The organism is Caballeronia sp. LZ065, assembly GCF_031450975.1.
Taxonomy (GTDB): domain Bacteria; phylum Pseudomonadota; class Gammaproteobacteria; order Burkholderiales; family Burkholderiaceae; genus Caballeronia.
In genome coordinates, this window is the sequence record NZ_JARUXV010000004.1 from 1,457,348 (window position 1) to 1,477,090 (window position 19,743).

The 19,743-nt window shown below is 60.5% G+C and carries 14 protein-coding genes and 2 pseudogenes; 8 read left to right on the forward strand and 8 right to left on the reverse strand.

The genetic code is table 11. The features are described from left to right. The first annotated feature begins 108 nt into the window (after positions 1–108). A complete protein-coding gene (locus QCE63_RS33230) occupies positions 109–1,233 on the forward strand; it encodes an AGE family epimerase/isomerase (RefSeq protein ID WP_309839110.1) in 1,125 nt (374 codons plus the stop codon). A 23-nt stretch (positions 1,234–1,256) separates the two neighbouring features. On the opposite strand, the gene QCE63_RS33235 is transcribed toward QCE63_RS33230, so the two are convergent. Next, positions 1,257–2,798, reverse strand: coding sequence for a methyl-accepting chemotaxis protein (locus QCE63_RS33235; RefSeq protein WP_309839113.1), 1,542 nt, complete (start codon positions 2,796–2,798; stop codon positions 1,257–1,259). A gap of 272 nt (positions 2,799–3,070) precedes the next feature. On the opposite strand from QCE63_RS33235, the gene QCE63_RS33240 reads away from it, so the two are divergent. Continuing rightward, on the forward strand, positions 3,071–3,511 hold the full coding sequence (locus QCE63_RS33240) for a PaaI family thioesterase (RefSeq protein WP_309818974.1): 441 nt from the start codon (positions 3,071–3,073) through the stop codon (positions 3,509–3,511). Between the two features lie 75 nt (positions 3,512–3,586). Here QCE63_RS33240 and QCE63_RS33245 read toward each other — a convergent pair whose 3' ends face one another. The 4 genes from QCE63_RS33245 to QCE63_RS33260 all read right to left on the reverse strand — a co-directional run bounded on the left by QCE63_RS33245 (position 3,587) and on the right by QCE63_RS33260 (position 7,173). Continuing rightward, on the reverse strand, positions 3,587–4,435 hold the full coding sequence (locus QCE63_RS33245; RefSeq protein ID WP_309839114.1) for an ureidoglycolate lyase: 849 nt from the start codon (positions 4,433–4,435) through the stop codon (positions 3,587–3,589). Positions 4,436–4,476: 41 nt separating this feature from the next. Then, positions 4,477–5,220 carry an SDR family oxidoreductase gene (locus QCE63_RS33250; protein WP_309839116.1) on the reverse strand — a complete coding sequence of 248 codons (744 nt, stop codon included), beginning with the start codon at positions 5,218–5,220 and terminating at the stop codon, positions 4,477–4,479. A 73-nt stretch (positions 5,221–5,293) separates the two neighbouring features. Then, on the reverse strand, positions 5,294–6,130 hold the full coding sequence (locus QCE63_RS33255; RefSeq protein WP_309839117.1) for an amidohydrolase family protein: 837 nt from the start codon (positions 6,128–6,130) through the stop codon (positions 5,294–5,296). Next, a complete protein-coding gene (locus QCE63_RS33260) occupies positions 6,127–7,173 on the reverse strand; it encodes an aldo/keto reductase (RefSeq protein ID WP_309839378.1) in 1,047 nt (348 codons plus the stop codon). Before QCE63_RS33260 ends, QCE63_RS33255 begins: the two co-directional genes overlap by 4 nt. Positions 7,174–7,809: 636 nt before the next feature. Between QCE63_RS33260 and QCE63_RS33265 the strand changes: the two genes are divergently transcribed. Continuing rightward, positions 7,810–8,598 carry an IclR family transcriptional regulator gene (locus QCE63_RS33265; protein ID WP_309839118.1) on the forward strand — a complete coding sequence of 263 codons (789 nt, stop codon included), beginning with the start codon at positions 7,810–7,812 and terminating at the stop codon, positions 8,596–8,598. 89 nt (positions 8,599–8,687) lie between these two features. Then, positions 8,688–9,233: a hypothetical protein gene (locus tag QCE63_RS33270; RefSeq protein WP_309839119.1), complete on the forward strand. Its 546-nt coding sequence runs from the start codon at positions 8,688–8,690 to the stop codon at positions 9,231–9,233. Here QCE63_RS33270 and QCE63_RS33275 read toward each other — a convergent pair. Next, the gene (locus QCE63_RS33275) at positions 9,230–11,662 is read right to left on the reverse strand and encodes a GNAT family N-acetyltransferase (RefSeq protein ID WP_309839120.1); all 2,433 of its coding nucleotides are present in this window, start codon (positions 11,660–11,662) and stop codon (positions 9,230–9,232) included. The genes QCE63_RS33270 and QCE63_RS33275 overlap by 4 nt on opposite strands. 705 nt (positions 11,663–12,367) lie before the next feature. On the opposite strand from QCE63_RS33275, the gene parA reads away from it, so the two are divergent. The 3 genes and pseudogenes from parA to QCE63_RS33285 form a co-directional block, all read left to right on the forward strand. After that, a complete protein-coding gene (gene parA / locus QCE63_RS33280) occupies positions 12,368–13,030 on the forward strand; it encodes a ParA family partition ATPase (RefSeq protein ID WP_309839122.1) in 663 nt (220 codons plus the stop codon). A 24-nt stretch (positions 13,031–13,054) separates the two neighbouring features. After that, positions 13,055–13,160 (forward strand): annotated as a pseudogene (locus QCE63_RS36910) (chromosome partitioning protein ParB); the annotation flags it as partial. Between the two features lie 59 nt (positions 13,161–13,219). Further along, a pseudogene (locus QCE63_RS33285) lies at positions 13,220–14,119 on the forward strand (ParB/RepB/Spo0J family partition protein); the annotation flags it as partial. A gap of 69 nt (positions 14,120–14,188) precedes the next feature. Here QCE63_RS33285 and QCE63_RS33290 read toward each other — a convergent pair. Then, positions 14,189–15,556 carry a replication initiation protein gene (locus tag QCE63_RS33290; RefSeq protein WP_309839125.1) on the reverse strand — a complete coding sequence of 456 codons (1,368 nt, stop codon included), beginning with the start codon at positions 15,554–15,556 and terminating at the stop codon, positions 14,189–14,191. 1,704 nt (positions 15,557–17,260) lie between these two features. Between QCE63_RS33290 and QCE63_RS33295 the strand changes: the two genes are divergently transcribed. Next, complete coding sequence (locus QCE63_RS33295) at positions 17,261–18,460, forward strand: DNA-binding protein (RefSeq protein WP_309839379.1); 1,200 nt, start codon at positions 17,261–17,263, stop codon at positions 18,458–18,460. A gap of 71 nt (positions 18,461–18,531) precedes the next feature. Here the strand turns inward: QCE63_RS33295 and QCE63_RS33300 are convergent, their stop codons facing one another. Beyond that, complete coding sequence (locus tag QCE63_RS33300; RefSeq protein WP_309839126.1) at positions 18,532–19,527, reverse strand: tyrosine-type recombinase/integrase; 996 nt, start codon at positions 19,525–19,527, stop codon at positions 18,532–18,534. Positions 19,528–19,743: the final 216 nt, after the last annotated feature.

Sequence of the window (19,743 nt, forward strand, 5' to 3'; positions counted from 1 at the left end):
CCGGCGAGCCGCGGCAGGAACCGGTCGGCGCCAGGCTGGTTTGTTATGCTTCCGTGCTGCGCGCCTCGGGCACGAGGGCGCGTCCCCTGGGTCCATCCGAGTCTATCCATGCAGGATCAGCAAACCAACGCTCAATCCAACGCTCAAACGCCGCTGCAAGCGATGCGCCTGGACTCCGCCGCCGCGCTGCGCGCGCATTATGCGGACGTCGTGTTGCCGATATGGCGCGGTCCCGGCTTCAACGCCGCGCTCGGCCTGGCGTACGAAGCCGTCGCGCCGCATGACCATGCGCCGCTGCCGCCCAGGCGTTATCGCGCGATGGCCTGCGCGCGGCAACTGTTCGCTTTCACGGACGCCGGCGACCTCGCGCATGCCGCCACGCTGTTCGAATCGCTACGGCACTATTTTCTGGACCGGCGAAACGGTGGATGGTTCTATAGCGTCGACGCGCATGGCGCGCCGCTGGAGCGCCAGAAGGATCTCTATACCCATGCTTTCGTCGTGTTCGCGTGCGCGCATTATGCCAAGCGCAGCGGCTTGTCCGACGCATTCGCGCTGCTTGACGAAACCTCACGGCTGATCGAAGCGCGCTTTTCGAGCGGAGGCGATCTGCTGAACGCGGCGCTCGCCGAGGACTTCGGCGCCACACTGGAAACGCCGTTGCAGAATCCGCTCATGCATCTCGCGGAAGCATGGCTCGCCGCGCGGGAAGCTACCGGCGACGCCGCCTATGACCGGCGCCTGCTGCAACTCGCACGATCAGTCGCGGATGCGTTCGTGCATGCGCCGAGCGGCTCGATCGCCGAATTGCCGATGGGCGCGCCGGGCAACCGGCTGGAGCCGGGCCATCAGTTCGAATGGTACTTTCTGGCGCTGGGAAGCCGGCACGAGGCGTTCGAGGCTGCCGGGCTCAACGAAGGACTCGGGCGCGCCTTCGAATTTGCACAGCGTCACGGCGTGGATCCGGACACGGGCGGCGTGTGCGCGGCCATCGACGAGAGCGGCCGCGTGATCGACGGCACGCAGCGCATCTGGGCCCAGACCGAATATCTGCGCGCGCTGGTCACGCGCGGCGATGCCCCCAGCGGGCAGATCGCGCGCTTTGGAGAGCGCTTTCTGCACGACAAGGGCTGGGTGGAAGCTCGTTCGGCGCAGGGAGACATCGTTCGCGCCGAGATGCCGTCGACGACGCCGTATCACCTCGCGACGTCGTACGCGGCCTTGACTGACTGACGCTGTCTGTTCCGCGTTCCGGCTCAGGCGAGCTGGAACACCGACACCGCCGCCTTCAGCTGCCGCGTCTGCTCATGCAGCGACGATGCAGCAGCGGCCGCCTGCTCGACGAGTGCGGCGTTCTGCTGGGTCATTTCGTCCATCTGCGTGACGGCCTGATTGACCTGTTCGATCCCGACGCTCTGTTCGAGCGACGACGCGCTAATCTCCGCCATCATCTGCGTGACGCGTGAAATCGACGCCGATACGTCGCGCATGGCCGAACCCGCGCGTTCGACGAGCATCGAGCCGTCGCTCACCTGCGCCACCGACTCGCCGATCAGCGCCTTGATTTCCTTCGCCGACTGAGCCGAGCGCTGCGCCAGGCCGCGGACTTCTCCGGCCACGACCGCGAAACCTCGCCCTTGTTCGCCCGCGCGCGCCGCCTCGACGGCCGCATTCAGCGCAAGGATATTGGTCTGGAACGCGATGCCGTCGATGACGGAAATGATCTCCGCGATCTTGTCCGAGCTGGCCGCGATGCCGCGCATCTTCTCGACGACGTCATCCACGACGTTCGAGCCGCGCGAGGTTGCCTCGAGTGCTTCGCCCGCCAGCGTGTTGGCCTCGCGCGCGTGCTCGGCGTTCTGCCGCACCGTGGCGGTCAGCTCTTCCATGCTCGACGCCGTTTCTTCCAGCGAAGCCGCCTGATTTTCCGTGCGCGCGGACAGATCGGCGTTGCCGCTCGCGATTTCGTCGGCGCCGAGGTTGATCGAGTCGGACGTGGCGCGCACCGCCTTCACCGTGCTCGCGACGCTCGCCTGCATCGTCGCAAGTCCGGCGAACAGCCGGCCGATCTCGTTGCTGCCGCCGCGCTCGATGCGTTCATCCAGACGCCCGTTCGCGATGCGTTCGAAGTGCCGCCCCGCTTCCTCCAGCGGCGCGATCACGCCGCGGCGCAGCGCCACGTGCGTCAGCGCGATGCCGGCCACGAGCGCCACCAGAATCACGATGCCGACTGCGCGAAACCATGCGTATCGCGTGTCGATCGAAGCGAGATAGGCGCGCCCGGCCTCGTCGCCGAAATTGACGAAATTCTGCTGTTCCGCGAGATAGCGGTCCTGGAAACCTTGCGTAGGTTGATCCAGAAACGCCTGGATGTTGCCCGCGTCGAGATACTGGACGAGCTCCGCCAGCGCCTTCGAATACTCCGCGTACTTGCCTTGCAGCGCGGTCGAGTGCGCGACGTTTTCATCGCCTGTCTTGGGTGCATTCAGGAACGCGGTGAAGGACTTGTCCGCCGCCGCGATCTGTTCGCGCGCGTGCTGCACGATGTCCGTCGGTTCGCTGCCGCCGCGCACCATGCGGGTGCCGGCGCGGGACAGGTTGATGCGCGCATCCATCAGATGTTGCGTCGTCTGGTTGACTGCGTTGACCTGCTTGAGCGCGATGTCGGAAAGATTGCCGACATCGTCGTGCGTGCGTGAGAGCGACCAGAAACCGAGCCCTTCGGTGACCAGCTGAAAGAGACAGAACACCACCAGTACCGCCAGCAAACCCGTTGAAACCTTGATCCTTGCGAACATCACCCGCACTCCGAATTTGCGAAATCACACCCGCCCGAGCGGGAATAGTGAGGGTTTACGGCAATGCCTTCAGAAAGCTTGAATCGTTTGCGGAACCGACTGTCTACGCCAATGCGGAGATCGCTGCGGCCTCGACAGGGCATCGTCGAAGCCACGCATCACGCGGCCCGAACGCTCCATTGCACAATATTTGCAGGAGTTCCTTGCAGTGCGCGCGATCGCTTTCTATTGTCTTTGCAGGACGGCACCGAACCCACCCAAGGAGTGTCCGAATGGCCGAAATAGTCGATATCGCGCGCGGTGCGCTGAATGCGCAACCGTTCAGCGCCTTGCTTGGTACCAAACTGATGCAGGTCGATTCAGCGAGTCTCACACTGTGTCTGACCATCAGGGACGAACTCAGGCAACAACATGGCTTCGTACACGGCGGGGTGGTGAGTTATCTCGTGGACAACGCGCTGACCTTCGCTGGCGCGCTGCGGCTGGGCCCGAAGGTCGTAACGGGTGAATACAAGATCAACTACTTGCGCCCGGCAGTCAGCGGCACGCTGATGGCTCGTGCGCGCGTCGTGCACGCCGGCATGACGCAGGCCACCTGCCAGTGCGATGTCTTCGTCACCGATGGCGGCGCCGAACGGCTCGTCGCCGTTGCACAGGGGACCATCACGCGCATCAGTGAAGGCGTCGCGAGCGAGCCGGTTTTCCACGCCTGAGCGGCATTCTTTTTTATCCCGTCGTCCAGAAAAAAACCTCGCCGCAGCGAGGTTTTTTTCGTTGAGCCGCCGGCCTTACTTCGCCGCGACCGTCTTCTGCGTCTGCTCGCCGAGCCCTTGAATGCCCAGCTTCATCGTCTGACCGGCCTTCAGGTACACGGCGTTCGGCTTCACACCCATGCCGACGCCCGGCGGCGTGCCGGTGGAGATGACATCGCCCGGCTGCAGGCTCATCACCTTCGACAGATACGCCACCAGTTGCGCGACCGTGAAGACCATCGTCTTCGTGTTGCCGTTCTGATAGCGCTTGCCGTCGACTTCGAGCCACAGGTCGAGCTTCTGCGGATCGGCGATTTCGTCCTTCGTGACGACCCACGGTCCGATCGGGCCGAAAGTATCAAAACCCTTGCCTTTGTCCCATTGCGTGCCGTGCTCGAGCTGCCATTCGCGCTCGGAGACGTCGTTGATCACGCAGTAGCCCGCCACGTAGTCGAGCGCGTTGGCTTCATCGACGTACTTCGCTTCCTTGCCGATCACCACGCCCAGCTCGACTTCCCAGTCGGTCTTGACCGAGTTGCGCGGGATTTCGACGTCGTCGTCCGGACCGCTGATCGCGCTGGTCCACTTGTTGAAGATGACCGGCTCGGTGGGCACCGGCAGGTTCGACTCGGCCGCGTGATCCGCGTAATTCAGCCCGATGCAGACGAACTTGCCAATACGGCCGACGCACGGTCCGACGCGCGGATTGCCGTCGACGACCGGCAGCGTCGCGACATCCACCGCGCGCAGTTTCGCCAGGCTCGCCTCGGTCAGCGTCGCGCCGGTGATGTCATCGACGACCTTCGACAGATCGCGAATCCGGCCCTCGGCGTCCAGCAGACCCGGTTTTTCCTGACCCTTGGGGCCGTAACGAAGCAGCTTCATCTGAGTTGTTCCTCCTGGTTCCGAAAAAGAACGATGACCGGTCAGTTCGACCAGCCACCATCGATGATGTGAATCTGACCCGTCGTGAACGACGAGTCGTCCGAGCCCAGATACAGCGCAAGCGCGGCGATTTCCTCAGCGCGGCCGACGCGTCCCATCGGCTGGCGGGCGACGAAAGCGGCGTGCACCTGGTCGACGGTGGCGCCCTGCGCCTTCGCCTGCTCAGCGATGCGGTCCTTGAGCGACGGCGACTCCACCGTGCCGGGACAGATTGCGTTACAGCGGATGCCGCGCGTGACGAAATCGGCGGCGACGGATTTGGTCAGGCCGATCACGGCCGCCTTCGATGCGCCGTACACGAAGCGGTTCGGCACGCCCTTGACGCTCGACGCCGCCGACGACATGTTGATGATCGACCCGCCGCCCTGCTCCAGCATTTTCGGCAGGAACGCGCGAATCGTACGATACATGGCCTTGGCGTTCAGGTCGAAGGCGAACTCCCAGTCTTCCTCGCTCGCTTCGAGAATCGAGCCGGCGTGCACGTAGCCCGCGCAGTTGAACAGCACGTCGACCGCGCCAATTTCCTGCGCGAGCGCGTTGACCGCCTGCGAGTCGCGGACGTCGAGCCTGCGCACTTCGAAGGGCTTGCCGTCGAGCGACTCCGTGCGGATATCGGTGGCGATGACGCGCGCGCCTTCTTTTGCGAAGCGCTCGGCCGTCGCGAGGCCGATGCCTTGTCCCGCCGCCGTAATGAGCGCCGTCTTGCCTGCCAGTCTTTGTACCATCTACTGCTCCAGTCGAAGTTGTTTTTGAGACATCTTGGCTATAAGAGCCGGTTCGGGGTTTTTTTGAATCGCTTCAAAGTCGATAGAACTTTCGGGCGTTTGCGCCAAATATCGCGTCTTGCGCGGCTTTTTCGAGATGCGCGGTCAGACGGCTTGCCGTGGCGTGCCACGCGGCATAGTCGCCATTGAGGTTGAGCACCGGCCAGTCGCTGCCCCACATCAGCCGTGCAGACCCGAACTGTTCGATGAGATGCGCTACATAGGGTTTCAGCGTCGCTTCGGTCCAGCCTGCGTTTGCTTCAGTCGCGAGACCGGAAATCTTGCAGTGAAGTTGCTGCGGCAATGCGGCCAATCTCGCGATGCCGTCGGCCCAAGGCTGCCAGCTGGATTCGATGCCATCGCGAATCGGCGGTTTCGCCGCATGATCGACGACCACTCTCAATGTCGGATAGCGCTCGACAAACTCGATCAGCGACGGAATATGCCGCGTGAAGATGAGCGCGTCGAAGGCGAGGTCGAGTTCGATCAAGCGATGGATCGCCGCCGGGTTCAGCGCGTGTGCGATCCATGAGTCGTCGGGCAGATCCTGAAGCATCGGTCGCACGGCCTTCAACTTCGGCTCGCGAGCGAATGTGTCGATCATCTGCACGGCATCGGGTGAATCGAGCGGCACCCAGCCGACCACGCCGGCAATCGAATCGTCGGTGCGGGCGAGATCGAGCAGATAGCGCGTTTCATCGACGGTCGACGCAGCCTGCACGACCACCGTTCGAGCGATACCGGTTGCTTGTCGCAAGGGCGTGAGGTCATCAGGTGCGAAGACGCGGTAGAGCGGCTTCATGTCCGGCGTGAGCCAGCCGTAATCGCCTCGCGCAGGATCCCAGTAGTGTTGATGCGCGTCGATGTTCATCGTGGCACCGGCGCATTCGCATGCAGCAGACCTTCGGCGCGCAATGCATCCCACAGTGCCGGCGGGACCGGAGTCGCAAAGGATGCCGCGTTCTGACGCACCTCATCCGGATTGCGGGCGCCCATCAGCACCGTGGCCACAGCTTTATGCGCATAAGGAAACTGGATGGCGGCGGTCGACAGCGCTACGCCGTGCTCCCGGCACACGCGTTCCAGTTTGCCGACGCGCTCGACGATGTCCTTCGGCGCATCGCCGTAATTGAACTTGAGATCGCCATGTGCTTGATGGTCGAGCCCACGCGCAAGAATGCCTGAGTTAAACGCGCCGCCCAGCAGAATGCTGACGCTGCGTTTTTCGCATTCGGGCAGGAGATCGTCGAGAGTGTTTTGTTCAAGCAACGTGTATCGTCCCGCGAGCAACGCGCAATCGATGTCGTACTCGGCCATCATCTCGCGCACAGCGTCGCCTTCATTTACGCCGAGTCCGACCGCCATGACGCCGCGCGACTGCTTCAACTCGTCGAGCGCGCGAAAGCCGCCTTCGTTGGTCAGTTGCTTCCAGTAATGTGCATTCTTTTCGCCATGGGTGACACGGCCGATGTCATGAATCAGCACGACATCGATGTCCTTCATTCCAAGGCGCATCTGGCTGTCCTCGAAGGAACGCAGGATGCCGTCGAACGTGTAGTCGTAGATCGCCTGGAACGGTAGCGGCGCGGCCCAGCCTTCGCTCCCGTCGTCGGGCGTCGTGCGTGGGACGAAGCGACGCCCGACTTTGGTGGACAGAACGAACTCTTCACGGGGATAGCCTCGCAAGGCATCGCCGAGACGATGTTCCGCCTTGGTGTGGCCGTAGTGCGGCGCGGTATCGAAGAAACGAATGCCGGCTTGCCAGGCGGCGTCGACAGTCGCGCGCGCTGCTTCTTCGGTGAGTTCGTGATACAGACCGCCAAGCGGCGCGGTACCGAGCGACAGTGCGCTCACTTCGAGCGGCGTGCGGCCAATCTTGCGTCGGCGCGAAACAGCCTGGGTGTCTCCGGTCATGTGCATGTCTCGGTGGTTACCTTCTGTGTGAAGCGCTCTCCGCCGTGCGAGACGCCACAGTAACCTGTCGCGCTCCGCCCCGCAAACCCGCGGGTCCGGACGGTACGAGCAATCCATATAACGAGGCTGCTCGCGATGTTCGAACTTCAAGGGGGTCGAGAGCGCACACGCTGACGCAAGGATGGCGGCGGGACGGAGTTGGGCAAAGTCTGCCAACTGGATCCAGGAAATTGAAGGCGTCAAAAGTAACGCGAAAATTGGTGGCGAACTCTGCCGAGAGGCGATGTGGGTTTTTCGTCGCATTCGTCGCCGCCACGTCCGTGTCAACGCCTTCCATCCCGATTGTGCGCGGCAATCCTGCCGATGCGTCAATGTCCAGTACCCCTCTCATGAGCGCTTGATTCCGCGTGCACGCATGTTCGCCACTAGATCTACGGATGCACATGCGCGCGCTCTGTCGGTCATCTTCCCGGTGCGTTTATTCATCAGTGAACGTAATATTCATATTCGCACGACGCGAAGTCAAGGAAGCCTTGCATCTGAACGGCAAGTAATTTCCCGGACGTTCCCGGAATGTGAACTCTTACTGCGGCTTACACTGGCGCGCCAGCCACACAATCCCGACCCGGACTGAAAATGCCTTCCGAACTGATGGACCTGGACGGCGATGCCGACCGCTATCGCGCACCTGCGCTCGACAAAGGCCTCGACATCCTCGAACTGTTGTCTGAACAGAAGTCAGGGCTGACGCGCGCGGAAATCACAAAGCTGCTCGGGCGCAATGCGAGCGAAATGTATCGAATGCTGGAAAGGCTGGTTGCGCGTCAATACGTCGTGCGCTCGCCGGAAGGCGATCGTTACTCGCTGAGCCTCAAGCTATACGCACTTGCGCATCGTCACCCGCCGATGAACCGGTTGATTGCGGCAGCCCTTCCGGCAATGCAGCGTTTCGCCGATGTTGCCGAGCAGTCCGTACACCTCGTGGCCTACGAGCGCGGCAATCTGCTGGTAATCGCCCAAGTGGATGGGCCCGGGACGTGGGGCATATCGGTGCGGCTTGGCGCGCGCGTCGGTCTGATCGATACCGGCTCGGGCCGCGTGATGCTTGCCTTTCAGACGGACGAGCAACGCGATCACATGCTCGTCGAACATACGAAGGTCAAGGGTGAAATGACCGTCGACCGCGCTGTCCTGGAAGCCGACTACCGGCGGATCCAGGAAGCGGGCTTTTCGAGGAAGGACAGCCAACAGACTTTCGGCGTGACAGACGTGACGTTTCCGTTACTCGGACCTTCGGGCCAGGCGATTGCCGCCCTCACCTGCCCGTATATACGGCGCATCGACGACTACGTGGCGCCGTCCATCGAAGAAGTGAGCGCCCTGCTGAAGGAGGCGTCGAACTCGCTTTCGATGACGCGTGACTGAATACCGCGCGCGACGCGTTAGAATGGCGGCCCTTCAAAAAGGCGAGGCGTCGTGACGGCGCATTGCCGTGGTCAACCCAACGCACTCCGATGGCGAAACTCCTTTCCGATACCGAATTCCTCCGCTTCTCCGAACTCCAGCAAAAACAGGCCAGCTTCACCATCACGTCCGACGAAGCGGACGAGCTGCGCGAGATTGTCGCTCGCGCGCAGAAGAAGCGCGACGATCGCGCGGCCGCAATGCAGTCAATAGAAAGCTACATCGTGCAGTTCGACATCTCGCCGGACGAACTCTTTTCGGCTGAGCAGATCGGCGAAGCAGCGCGTACCTTCGGCCTCATTCCGGCCGCGAAGAAAGAACGCGCACTGCCGCCGCAGTTGACGCACAACGGCAAGCCGTATCAGTGGACCTCGCGCGCACTGCCCGAGGAGATTCGCGCGCCGCTTTTCGATGCGTTCGTCTCGGGTCAGTCGGTCAAACCGTTCATCGCGACGCTCAAGGACACATCGCGCTGCGCGCTGACCATTGCACGGCTCGAGAAGGAAACGGGAAATTCGTATGCCGAAGCATTGCTCGACGAGCTCTCGATCTCGCGCGCGCAGGTCGATGACGCACGAGACAAGCTCGTGGCCTAGTTCGGAGGCGGTTGGGTCGGCTTGACGCCCAGCCGCATCTTGAAACCGACGACGCCCGGATCCTCGGTCTTCGTCACCTCGAAGCCGGCACGACGCGCAAGCCCGATCATGCCGGCATTCTCACGTAACGCCTCGCCGACCAGCCAGCGCGTGCCGCGCTTTCGCTCGTAGTCGATGATGCGCGACAGCAAAAGCCCGCCGAACCCCTTGCCTTTCATGTCGGAGCGGGCCGCCACGGCGAATTCGGCGGTCTCGTTGTCCGGATCGGCAATCGCGCGCGCGACAGCGAGCGTTTCGCCTGTGCCTGCATCGTCGGTGCGGGTGACGATCAAAGCCATTTCCCGGTCGTAATCGATCTGCGTCATGCGGGCGAGTTGCGAGTGATCGAAGCTGCGCACTGCACCGAAGAAGCGGAGACGCAAGTCCTCCGCGGTATTAGCCGCGACGAAGGCGCGATGGGCGTCCTCGTCCTCAGGTCGGATCGGACGCACCGTAATGCGCATGCCGCGCCAGTCGAGCGTCTCCTCGAGGCAACGCGGATAAGGCACGATCGCCAACGGCTTGCGATGCGCACCGAGCGTGAGCTGCGCTTCGTGGGCGAAAACAGAATCGCGCGTCACGCGCAGAACCAGTCGAAGCGCGACGATTTCTTCGATATGGCAGACAAGTTGCGAAAGCGCTGTCAGCGCCGCGAGTAGCAACTCCGCAGGCAATTCGCGCGAGCGCGGCGTGCGCATGACGAGATCTCGCGACAACACTGGATTGAGCGGTGGCAGCGCGAATTCATGCAGCGCATCTGCCAGGCCCAGTGCGCCTTCGGCCTTGAACTCGAATACAGGACCGAAAACACGATGGTTCAGCAGGCGAGTCTGAATCTCGACCGCGTCGCTCGTCAACGCATTCGACGGCCCGGGTTTGACCGGAATGCCGAAGCGTTCGAGTGTGCGTGCGGCTCTTTCGCCATCCAGTTCGGCTACACCGTTCGCCAGCGCATCACGGATGTCGTTCTGCGCGGCGTGGAGATCTCGCGGAAGTTCGGCCGGCTGACCATCGGGCGTTTGCATCAGCAGTTCGCGTCCCTGGCGAAAATCGACGAGCCGGGCAAAAGCGCGCGCCAGCCGCTGCGGCGTCGTATGAACCGGAATGCCGTTCGCGTGCAGCGCGTCGCGCGTCGCGGAATCCGCGCAACCGAAAAAACACGCCAGCAATCCGCGATAAGCATGATGGCGCTCGTCGATCAGCGCACGTGCGACGTCCGCTACGGGCGCACTGTGCGTCGGCGCATGCACGACAAAAGCGGTGCCGGACTCGCGATAACTGGCAAGTGCCCGGATGGCAGCACTGAAGTCGGCGGGTGTGGCATCGTCGCCAAGGAGGAGTGGATTGCCGGCATGGGCGCGAGGAAGAGCTGCCGCGATGGCATCGCGCGCGGCCGCCGGCCAGTGGGCGAGATCGTCACCTGCGCTGCTGAACGCATCCTGCGCGAGCGCGGCGACACCACGATCGCTCGTGATCAATGTGGCAACGTCACTCGACGCGACCCGGCCAATACCCAGCGTCTCGATTTCGTCGAGCAGATCGTCGAGCGAATCGACACGTACCAAACCCGCACGGCGGAACACGGCGCCGTACAGTCGATCGAACGGATCGTCTCGACCCGTACGCAGGACCAGCACAGGTTTATTGCGTGCGGCAGCGCGGGCTGCGGAAATGAATTTGCGAGCTGAAGTCACTCTCTCGATGGCAAGCAGAATCGCTCGTGTGGAGGGATCGCTCGCGAGGAAGTCGAGCATGTCACCGGAGTCAACATCGGCCTCGTCTCCCAGTGCGATGACTTTCGAGAAACCGAGACCGCGCGCTTTCGCCCAGCCAAGAACGCCGTTTGTTAGGGCGTTCGATTCGGATACCCACGCAACCCCACCCGGTTTGACGTTGCAGGCAGGAGCGCCAAGACACGCGCCGACGGCGGGTGTGACGACCCCTAGACTGGATGGCCCGATGATGCGCATCAAGAATGGACGCGCGGCGGCTAGAGCCTGTGCGGTCCAGTCTCGATTGTCGCGACTTGCTGGTAGGTGCTGATCCCGTTGAGTGGCCGTGGCGCATCTTCCTTGGCGATCCGCCTCACCGACGATCACTACCGCTTTCGTTCCTTGTCTACCCAGTTCCCCAATGAGCGCCGGCCAGGTTTCGGGACGCGTACAAAGAATTGCGATGTCAGCGCACTCAGGTAGAGCGTTGACAGTTGGATATACATGGACGTCGTTCAGGGTTTCGTACTTCGTGTTAACGGGCCATAGCGATCCGGAAAACCCAGCACACAACGCGCGGGTCCAGACCATCTCTCCAATACTTCCCGTCCGCGATGATGCACCGACCACAGCGATCGACTTCGGTCCGAACAGTGTGTCGAGGTTGCGAACGGTCATGACAACTCCAGCATCAATGCGTGCAATAGAGCGCTCAAGGATAGGCGATTTTGCTCGATGGTATGCACGGCACTGAGGAGACGGGGCTGTGCCTTTATGCGCATAAAGCAGCGCTTCGGATGCCCGAGAGGCGCCACCGTCCTCCCGTTCATAACGTCTGTGAGAGGGAAGCATCGCGGCTTTATGCGCATAAAGCTCTTATCCACCACGTAAGTCTCGGCGCTCAACTCTAGTCGGCAGCGAGAGGCCAAGTGAAGGTCTTGTCTCCCAGGAAGCTTTGCTGCCGTTAGCAGGCCGATGGCAGAGCGCCACCTTGCTTTCTGTCACGCAAAGCTTCAGTGCTCCCTGGCGGATCAAGGTAAAGGCTGAACGTGGCGGAGTTGCTTGCAGTTACTTCCCGGGTCAACTCAACCCACACGAAGTTTTATGCGCATAAAGGTGTTGCTATGGACGCGATTTGGGGTGCGCGGCGGCACCATTTTCGAAACGCTGGCGGGTATTCCCGTTCTGCGCACAGCAATTAGAAACTCAACGGCAACGCTTGTCGCACCGGCTATTCAGTCTCCCTCTAGCCTCGGCAGACCGGAAGCTTTATGCGCATAAACCTAGGCCAAACGGCCAGCACATACCAAGTTTCGCTAATTTAACTGGAAAAATTACTACGCCAATGTAGAATTCAACGAACTTCAAAACTCGGAGCAAAACGTGGCAGCGGAAATCATAGCGATCACGCAGCAGAAGGGCGGGGTCGGCAAGAGCACCATTGCGATGCACTTGGGGGCAGCTTTTCACGAGAAGAAGAAGCGAGTACTCGTTGTGGATGCTGATGGTCAAAACACCTTGGTTCATTGGTCCAGCGCTGCCTCAGACGGTGCCCACGGAATTCCGTTTCCCGTTGTTAATTTGTCGGAAGCAGGAGGACAGATCCACCGGGAGATCAGAAAGTTCGTCAACGACTACGACATCATCGTGGTTGATTGCCCGCCCTCTATCACGGAGAAGGTTTCCGGCGTCGTTCTGCTTGCGGCGAGCGTCGCTGTTATTCCAACGTCTTCATCACCGGCGGACTACTGGTCAAGCGTGGGCTTGGTCAAATTGGTCCAGCAAGCACAAGTCATGAACGAAGATTTGCGCGCCGTGTTCTTGCTCAACAAGACCGAAGAGAAGCGCATGCTGACGCGCGAGCTCAAGGTAGCCCTCGAAGAGCTTGGCTTTCCCTTGCTCAGGACGCAAATCCCCACTCGTGAGTGCTACAAGCAGGCGATGGCACTTGGCCAGACTGTGCTTCAGATGACCGACCGTGGTTCACGTCTCGCTGCGATAGAAATTCGCGCCGTCGCCGATGAGATTCTCGGCATGCTCTCCTGACTTTATGCGCATAAAGGACCCTGAATGAAACCGTCCCAGTTTGCAAAGGGCTTCAAGGCCCGTCCCGACTCCACGAGCAGCGAGAAGCGCACGGCACTTGATCGGCTCAATGCCATCGACGGAATCGTCGACATCCAGCAAGCGAGCCAAGCCGCTGCAAACGGCCGTTCAAGCGCCTTTGTCGCTGACGACACCGCCGATGCCTTCAACGGTGCCGAAACCGATGAGTACCGAGCCTGGAGACGAGCGAACCGCTACGTCACTGGCCAGATCATCGATCTACCGCTCAAGTCGATCAAGCCGAGCCCATTCAATCCCCGCCACTTTTATCTGAAGACGTCGATCGCGGAGCTTGCTGTCAACCTTGCGAAGCAAGGGCAGCAACAAGCTATCCACGTCATCCCTGACTACGCCAGCCCAGGAACCTTTTTCGTCAGTGACGGTGGCCGTCGCGTGCGCGCGCTGAAGGAGGCAAACAAGGAGACGGTCAAGGCGGTGGTTGTCGACTTGCCTATCGGCATCGAAAGTTACAAACTGGGCTACGATCTCAACGTCCAGCGCGACTCGCAGACCGTGTTCGACAATGCCGTGGTATGGCGGCGGTTCCTCGACGAGAAGCACTTCCAAAGCCAGCGCGAATTGGCCGAGCATCTCGGACTCGACGAATCGACGATTGCCGTCGCTTTGTCCATCGCCAAGCTTCCCGAGACCGTTATGCAGGAGATGGTCACACGACCGGACCGGTTCGGCTCGAACATGGCTTATCAGATCACGCGCTACCATACCGCGCGCGGTAGTGACGCGACGCTACGCCTCATCAACAAGATCACATCCGACGATCTCAGCACACGCCAGGTGGCTGATATCGTAAAAGGACGCGCGAGCGGTCAGGCTGCATCCAAGACGCCGAGTCGTCAGCGCTATGCCCAGCGACTCGAAATCAAGCTGGACGGGATCGCGGTAGGTGACTTGAAGTCTTACGGAGAAGATCGACTCGAACTCCGTTTGCGTGGCTTGTCGCGGGAAAAGCGCGATGAACTGCTACATCAGATCGAGACGATGCTCGAATCGGGACAACTCAAGAAGTAAGTGTCGCCAGTCGTCGGGGCTGGTCCCTGACGACGCTTCGGGACGGTCTCCCTGCAGCCGCGCCGGGGTTCAGCCAGCGCGCGACTGGCTCAGCGTGAACGAGAGAAGATCTCCATCGGTGGGCTCGCCCCAGGTCTTTCGCGCAAGCCAGTCGAAGAAAGACGTTTCGCCCAGTTTCGAATCCAGGCCGCGCTTCCGCCAATCCTCGCGCATATGCGCACCCAGTCCCGGCAGCACATCTTCTTCGAACGACTGACGCGCGACTTCCCGTTCATCCTCACCTTGCTCGTCGTAAAGCACGCGCGCTTCCTTGCGTCGATAAGCCGAGAACTCGCTCAGCAGACGGGCCTTGAGATCGTCGGCGCCATTGCCCGCCGCGGCCAATGCCGCACGCGGCGCAGCACCATTCGCCGCCGGCGGAACGGTATCCACAGGCGGTGCGTAGCCTTTCTTCAGTGCATCCTTGAACAAGGCAGCAGCGCTCCGAACCGCGGGCAACGTCGTACTGCGCATGCGTTGCTCCGTCATCTGCAAGGCTGCGCGAATCCGGTTCTCTTCACTGTCCGCGTAGAGCGTTTGCGCATCCTTGAGCGGGATACCGATCTTCACCATCCGATCGACCAGCGTGCTATCGAAGACATTCGGATGCTCGTCCAGCGCCAGCATGGGCTGTTTCCGCTCGGTCACGCGAAACTGGATCTCGGCGACTCGACGTCCCTCCCGGTGTTCCACCAACTCGACGAAGATATTCGTCACCGCGTTCACTTCAGCGATGGCCGGACGCAAGTAATCCCGCTTGAAGTACTTGTACTCTCGCTTCGCTTCGTCACCCGCTTCCGTGTCTGGCGTACCGGATAAAATCGGCCGCCACCACTCCCAGGTCTCGCGCATCGTTAGATGGCTGGGATTGGTCAGGTATCTGACGCAAATTTCATACAGCGCAAGGCCGGCGCTGCTGCGCAACTGACTCTGAAACTGAAGGCTCAGACGGGCGTACTGAACGGGATCCAGCAGCTTTTTCTTGATCTTTGGCGCGAAGGAAAATTCCACCCAGACTCTACGGGTCGTCGGGTCCTCGAGAATTTCAGCGTCAGCGATAAGGGTGGATATGCCCCATTTGCGTCCAGGCTTCTGACTTGAAGTACCTGTGCTCCATTCAACCTGAACCGAGACCATGCGCCGCAAGTGCTCCTTGACCAAGGCCGTGTCATTCGAATCGAATGCCGAGTTGGCCACAATGTCCGACAACAGCGCGCGATAGGTGTCGCCGGACTCGTCCGCCTGCTGCGCAACGGCTAGGAGCACGTTGAACAACTTGCGAGTGAGCAGCGTGATCTTTCCGCTTTTCGGCTGAATTGCAATGGCTTCGACGGCCTTGCGCAACTCCGCCGAGCTTGGGCTGACGACGTCGGTTTTCTTGGCGCGCTTGGTTGCCATGCGGTAAACGGATTCGAGGTTGCGGGAAGCATACCGACTGGGGTGAATGGCGTCTATAGGGTCAACCTCACCGTAGAGCGGTGAAGCCTCGCACATGGTGTCCACTCACTGCGGTGCGATCCCGCAAACACTCACCACTCACCAATCGATCGTGGTCAAACAGCGCTGTATCGGCGCGGGTAAACGGGAGACGTCATTCTCTTGAGGTTTCCACAGACCGATCAGTGACTCCCGAAAAAGCTCACGTTAAATTTTTTATGCTCGGCGCCCATCGTAGCAGCGGTAACGCGCCGGACTGGCGGTGCCTATGTAGCGGATCTACGGGCGTCGAATGGAGCCAACAGATGTTCCGAATGACTTGCTTCCCCCTTCAAAGCGCAACATTTCCCGTAAAACCTCACCTTTGCATCGTGAAGACTCAATGCTTGCTGCTTCACGATGCTCATTCGGCCTGACTTCATGTCTCACTTGCTCCCGAATTGCCTCACCTCAGGCAAAAACGGCTGGCGCAAACCCTCGAAGCGACAGTCTCGTATCCCCGAATATCCTCACCTTTAAACAACCGCAAATCAAAAATCTCATCTTTGCAGGCACTTAACTCGCTTTTCCTCATGCCCATTCGAGTGCGAAGACTCCCGTAGAACCTCACCTTACCCCGCTACATGCCCTCGTCGCCGCGCATTTGACGGCTCCTGAAATCTCTCACCTTTACCCGATCGCAGATCATTACATTCCCTATAAGCCATTGTTTTAATGATATCTTTTTAACGAACAAGGAATTTTGTCAGTCTGTGGATCCTGCCGCGAAACCGCCATGTCCTGTAACTTCTCACCTTTCTCCTAGCGACGCTCCCCACAATTGATCGCGCCAGCAGGCCGATAACACCCCGAAAACTCTCACCTTTGGCTCATCAGAGATCTCCCGACGGGCGAGCGGTGGCGAATCCGCCTTGGCGGTCTCCCGCAAGCTCTCACCTTTGCCCTCTCACAGCCGGCAAAAATCAGAGACTTAAGCCTTTGGCACCTGAAAAGTCTCACCCTCATGATGCTTGGAGTCCCGAATTGCCTCACTTTCACGTAAAAATTGCCGATAACAGACGACGTTTAGACCTCTTTGCCTCGTCCTGAAAACCTTCACCTATCAGCAGCGTCCGCAAACTGCGAGCAGCGCGTGTGTCAATGGATTGGACTCACCAAGTTCCTGTAAAGTCTCACCCCAGCCGAACGGGCGGTCCCTGAATCCGCTCACGATGCCTCCTGTTGGTTCTCACGATGCTCCCCGAAGCCCATCACCGCACGCTCCCGCATAGCTTCACCATCCATCCCGGAAGTTCTCACCGAACGTCGGGCAGAGCCTTATCCAGCAAGGGTTTGGTCAAGCGTTAACGGTTTTAACAAGGTTCAAAGGTGTTTACTTTCTAATACTCTCAACGGAACGAGTCTTCAGAGGAAGAACGCCAATAGCAATCTGGCTTCGTGAAACACCAGCGTTAGAACCGATCTGGCATAAAATCTATAAAAAACATAAAGTTAAGACTCTTAGCTCTTTATGTTTCACGATTAGACCATTCTTGGAGCCCTTGGACATGACTCAATTCGAACCGCATGAGGGCAAACCGTTACTTGTCCACCAGAAAACTGGAATTTAGTATCAAAAAGAACGTAAAACGTTATGATCGATATCTCGACCTTGGCGTTCCGGCTATGAATTCAGATTTTCGCATTACGCTCAGAGACGAGATCGAGGCTATGCGGGCACACGGCGCGCGCCGGCAGGATCTTTCTCTGCACGCCTGCAAACGTCTCTTCTTCGATTTCGGGATCAGGCCGTCGGTGACGACGGTGCGTGAAATCACGCAAATCGGCAGCGCCAGCGATATCCCCCGAGATATCGATGCCTTTTGGACAGAGGTGCGGTCCTCGCTTCGTACCCGGCTCGATGCAGGCGCGATCCCGGACGCGCTCAGGGAGCGTGCCGGCGAGCTATTCGCGGCGCTCTACGACGATGCACTCGAGCACGCCCGCCGCGCGCTTGAAGAGGATAAAGCCCGTCTTGATACCGCCATACGAGCCGCCGAGTCTCACGCACGCGACGCAGATATTCGCTGTGAAGCGACGGAGCAGGCGAGAGAACGGGCCGATGCGCGCGCAGAAGCCGAGGTCGCGCGTGTAGCCGTGCTCGAAGCAGAATTGAACGCACTTCGGAGTCAGCGGGTAGAAGCTCAGGCGGGCCTGCGCGAGACCGTCGCTCGTTGGGAAATGGATATTGAGGCGCTTTCCGTTCGTCTGCAACAGGAGCAGTCAACGACGGCACGTCTACACGACCGGGTTGATGAACTGCAGAGCGAGATGCGTCAGAGTGCGGAACACTATGCCCTGCAGATCAAGGATGCCGTGAAGGAAGCCGAACGGCGCGTAAGGCCCATGCTCGTCGAGCTCGATTCCCTGCGTGGCATGGCGGCCACGTACCAGACGGGCATGCGCGAAACGAGTCAAAAGGAATTCGACTTCATTCAGCAGCTGAGCGCAGCCAGAAGCCGCGTTGAGAGGCTCGAGTCCCAAGTGCGCGTCCAATCCGATGAGATCGACGCACTTGTACGCGAGCGCGATATCCGGGATACCCAGGCGAGCGTCAGCAACGAAATTGGCGAATTGCTTGCAGCGCTGGCGGCGGATGGGCGCCTGAGCACCGCGGAAATCGCCACGCTCGGCACTCAGGTCGATATGCACGTCGTCACGCCGATCATCTGTCCAGGCTGCGATTCAGGCGAACCCGAAATGCAGCGCCACGAGGATGAATTCGAACTGTCCTGCCCGCACTGCGAGAGGACGTCGGGCGCCGTAGCATCGAAACTCGCTGCAGTGGAAGAGTTTTTTCGCTCCGTCCGCGTCAGCCATTCCTGAAAGACAGCAAAGCAATTTGCTCGAAAATCAAAGGTGAGGTTTTTCGGGACCGTTGCCGAGCCATGATGGGCTCATGCGTTGGCGCCCGCTTCATGCGCATGGGCCAGATCTCGCTCCCGAATTTGCTCACCCATCCAGTCCTGCCATGCGCGATAGAGGCGGTGTGCTGAAACTGTCTGCTGAAGCCCGAGCCACTGTCCAACTCGGTCTGGATCCGTTCCGGTCTCGAACAGTTCGGCCGCGTAAGTGTTCCGCAGTGTTTGCGGACTAGCCCTGGCGATGCGCGATGCCGCAATGCCGGATGCGTCCACAACGGCGTCGATTGCGCGCAGCATGGTCGCCTTGTGCATTGAGCGACCGGACAATGCCGCGGGAAACAGCAGGTCACCGGCATGACCCGCTGCCTTGCGTTCTGCCATCCACTGGTCGAGGAGATCGAGCGCGAACGGCGCCAGCCGCGCCTGTCGGATCAGCAACGGATTGGCCGCGTCCACGGTGAGATAAGGCGCGCCCGGCGCGTAACACTCGACGGGCAACTGCGCCGCTTCGCCCGTCTTCACGCCGGCACCGAGAAAGGCCGCTACCAGCGCCCGGTCCCGCCGCTCCCGCCAGCGCTGGCTAGCCAGCGCTGAGCCCAGCGGCGAGTGCAGATGCGCGATGAGCAAGGCACGCTCGTCGTGCGTGAGAAAGCCGGTGGGCTCGTTGTCGCGGGCCTTGCGCCAGGCCGCGTCCCCATCCTGAGCGATAAACCGCGCAGGGTTCGTCGCCGCCGATTCGACTTCTCGCACATGATCGAGCACGCGCTCGATGAGTCGCAGATAGCGCATCCGCTGCGGCCGGCGAATGTTCAGTTGCGCCACGAACTGTTCAATGACAGGCCGCTGCACGGTATTGAGCGTCGCGCGACGCGACTTCAGCCACTCGAGAAAGTTGCCCCATTGCGCACGATAGACATCCGCTGACGATGCTCGAAACTCCTGTTGAGCAAGCCATGCGTCGAAGGCGGAGTGAGGGTCGGCTTGCCAATCAGCGCGCTGTTGGTCGAAGAGATCGGAAGTGTTCGGCATGGTTTCGGTAGCGCGTGCCTCACTGTATTGCACTGTGCACAGGGTCGTGCCTCGTGCCCCGTACGTCAAGCACGGGTGTGATGAATCTCGGAACGCTCGTCCGTGGCGATCGCAGGACTATGGCGCCCGCGCGGGCCAAACGCAGCGATTGCGGCCGTGTAGCCCACGCGATGAGAAGTCTCCGATTTCTTGCCACACATCGTGGAAGCGCCGGGG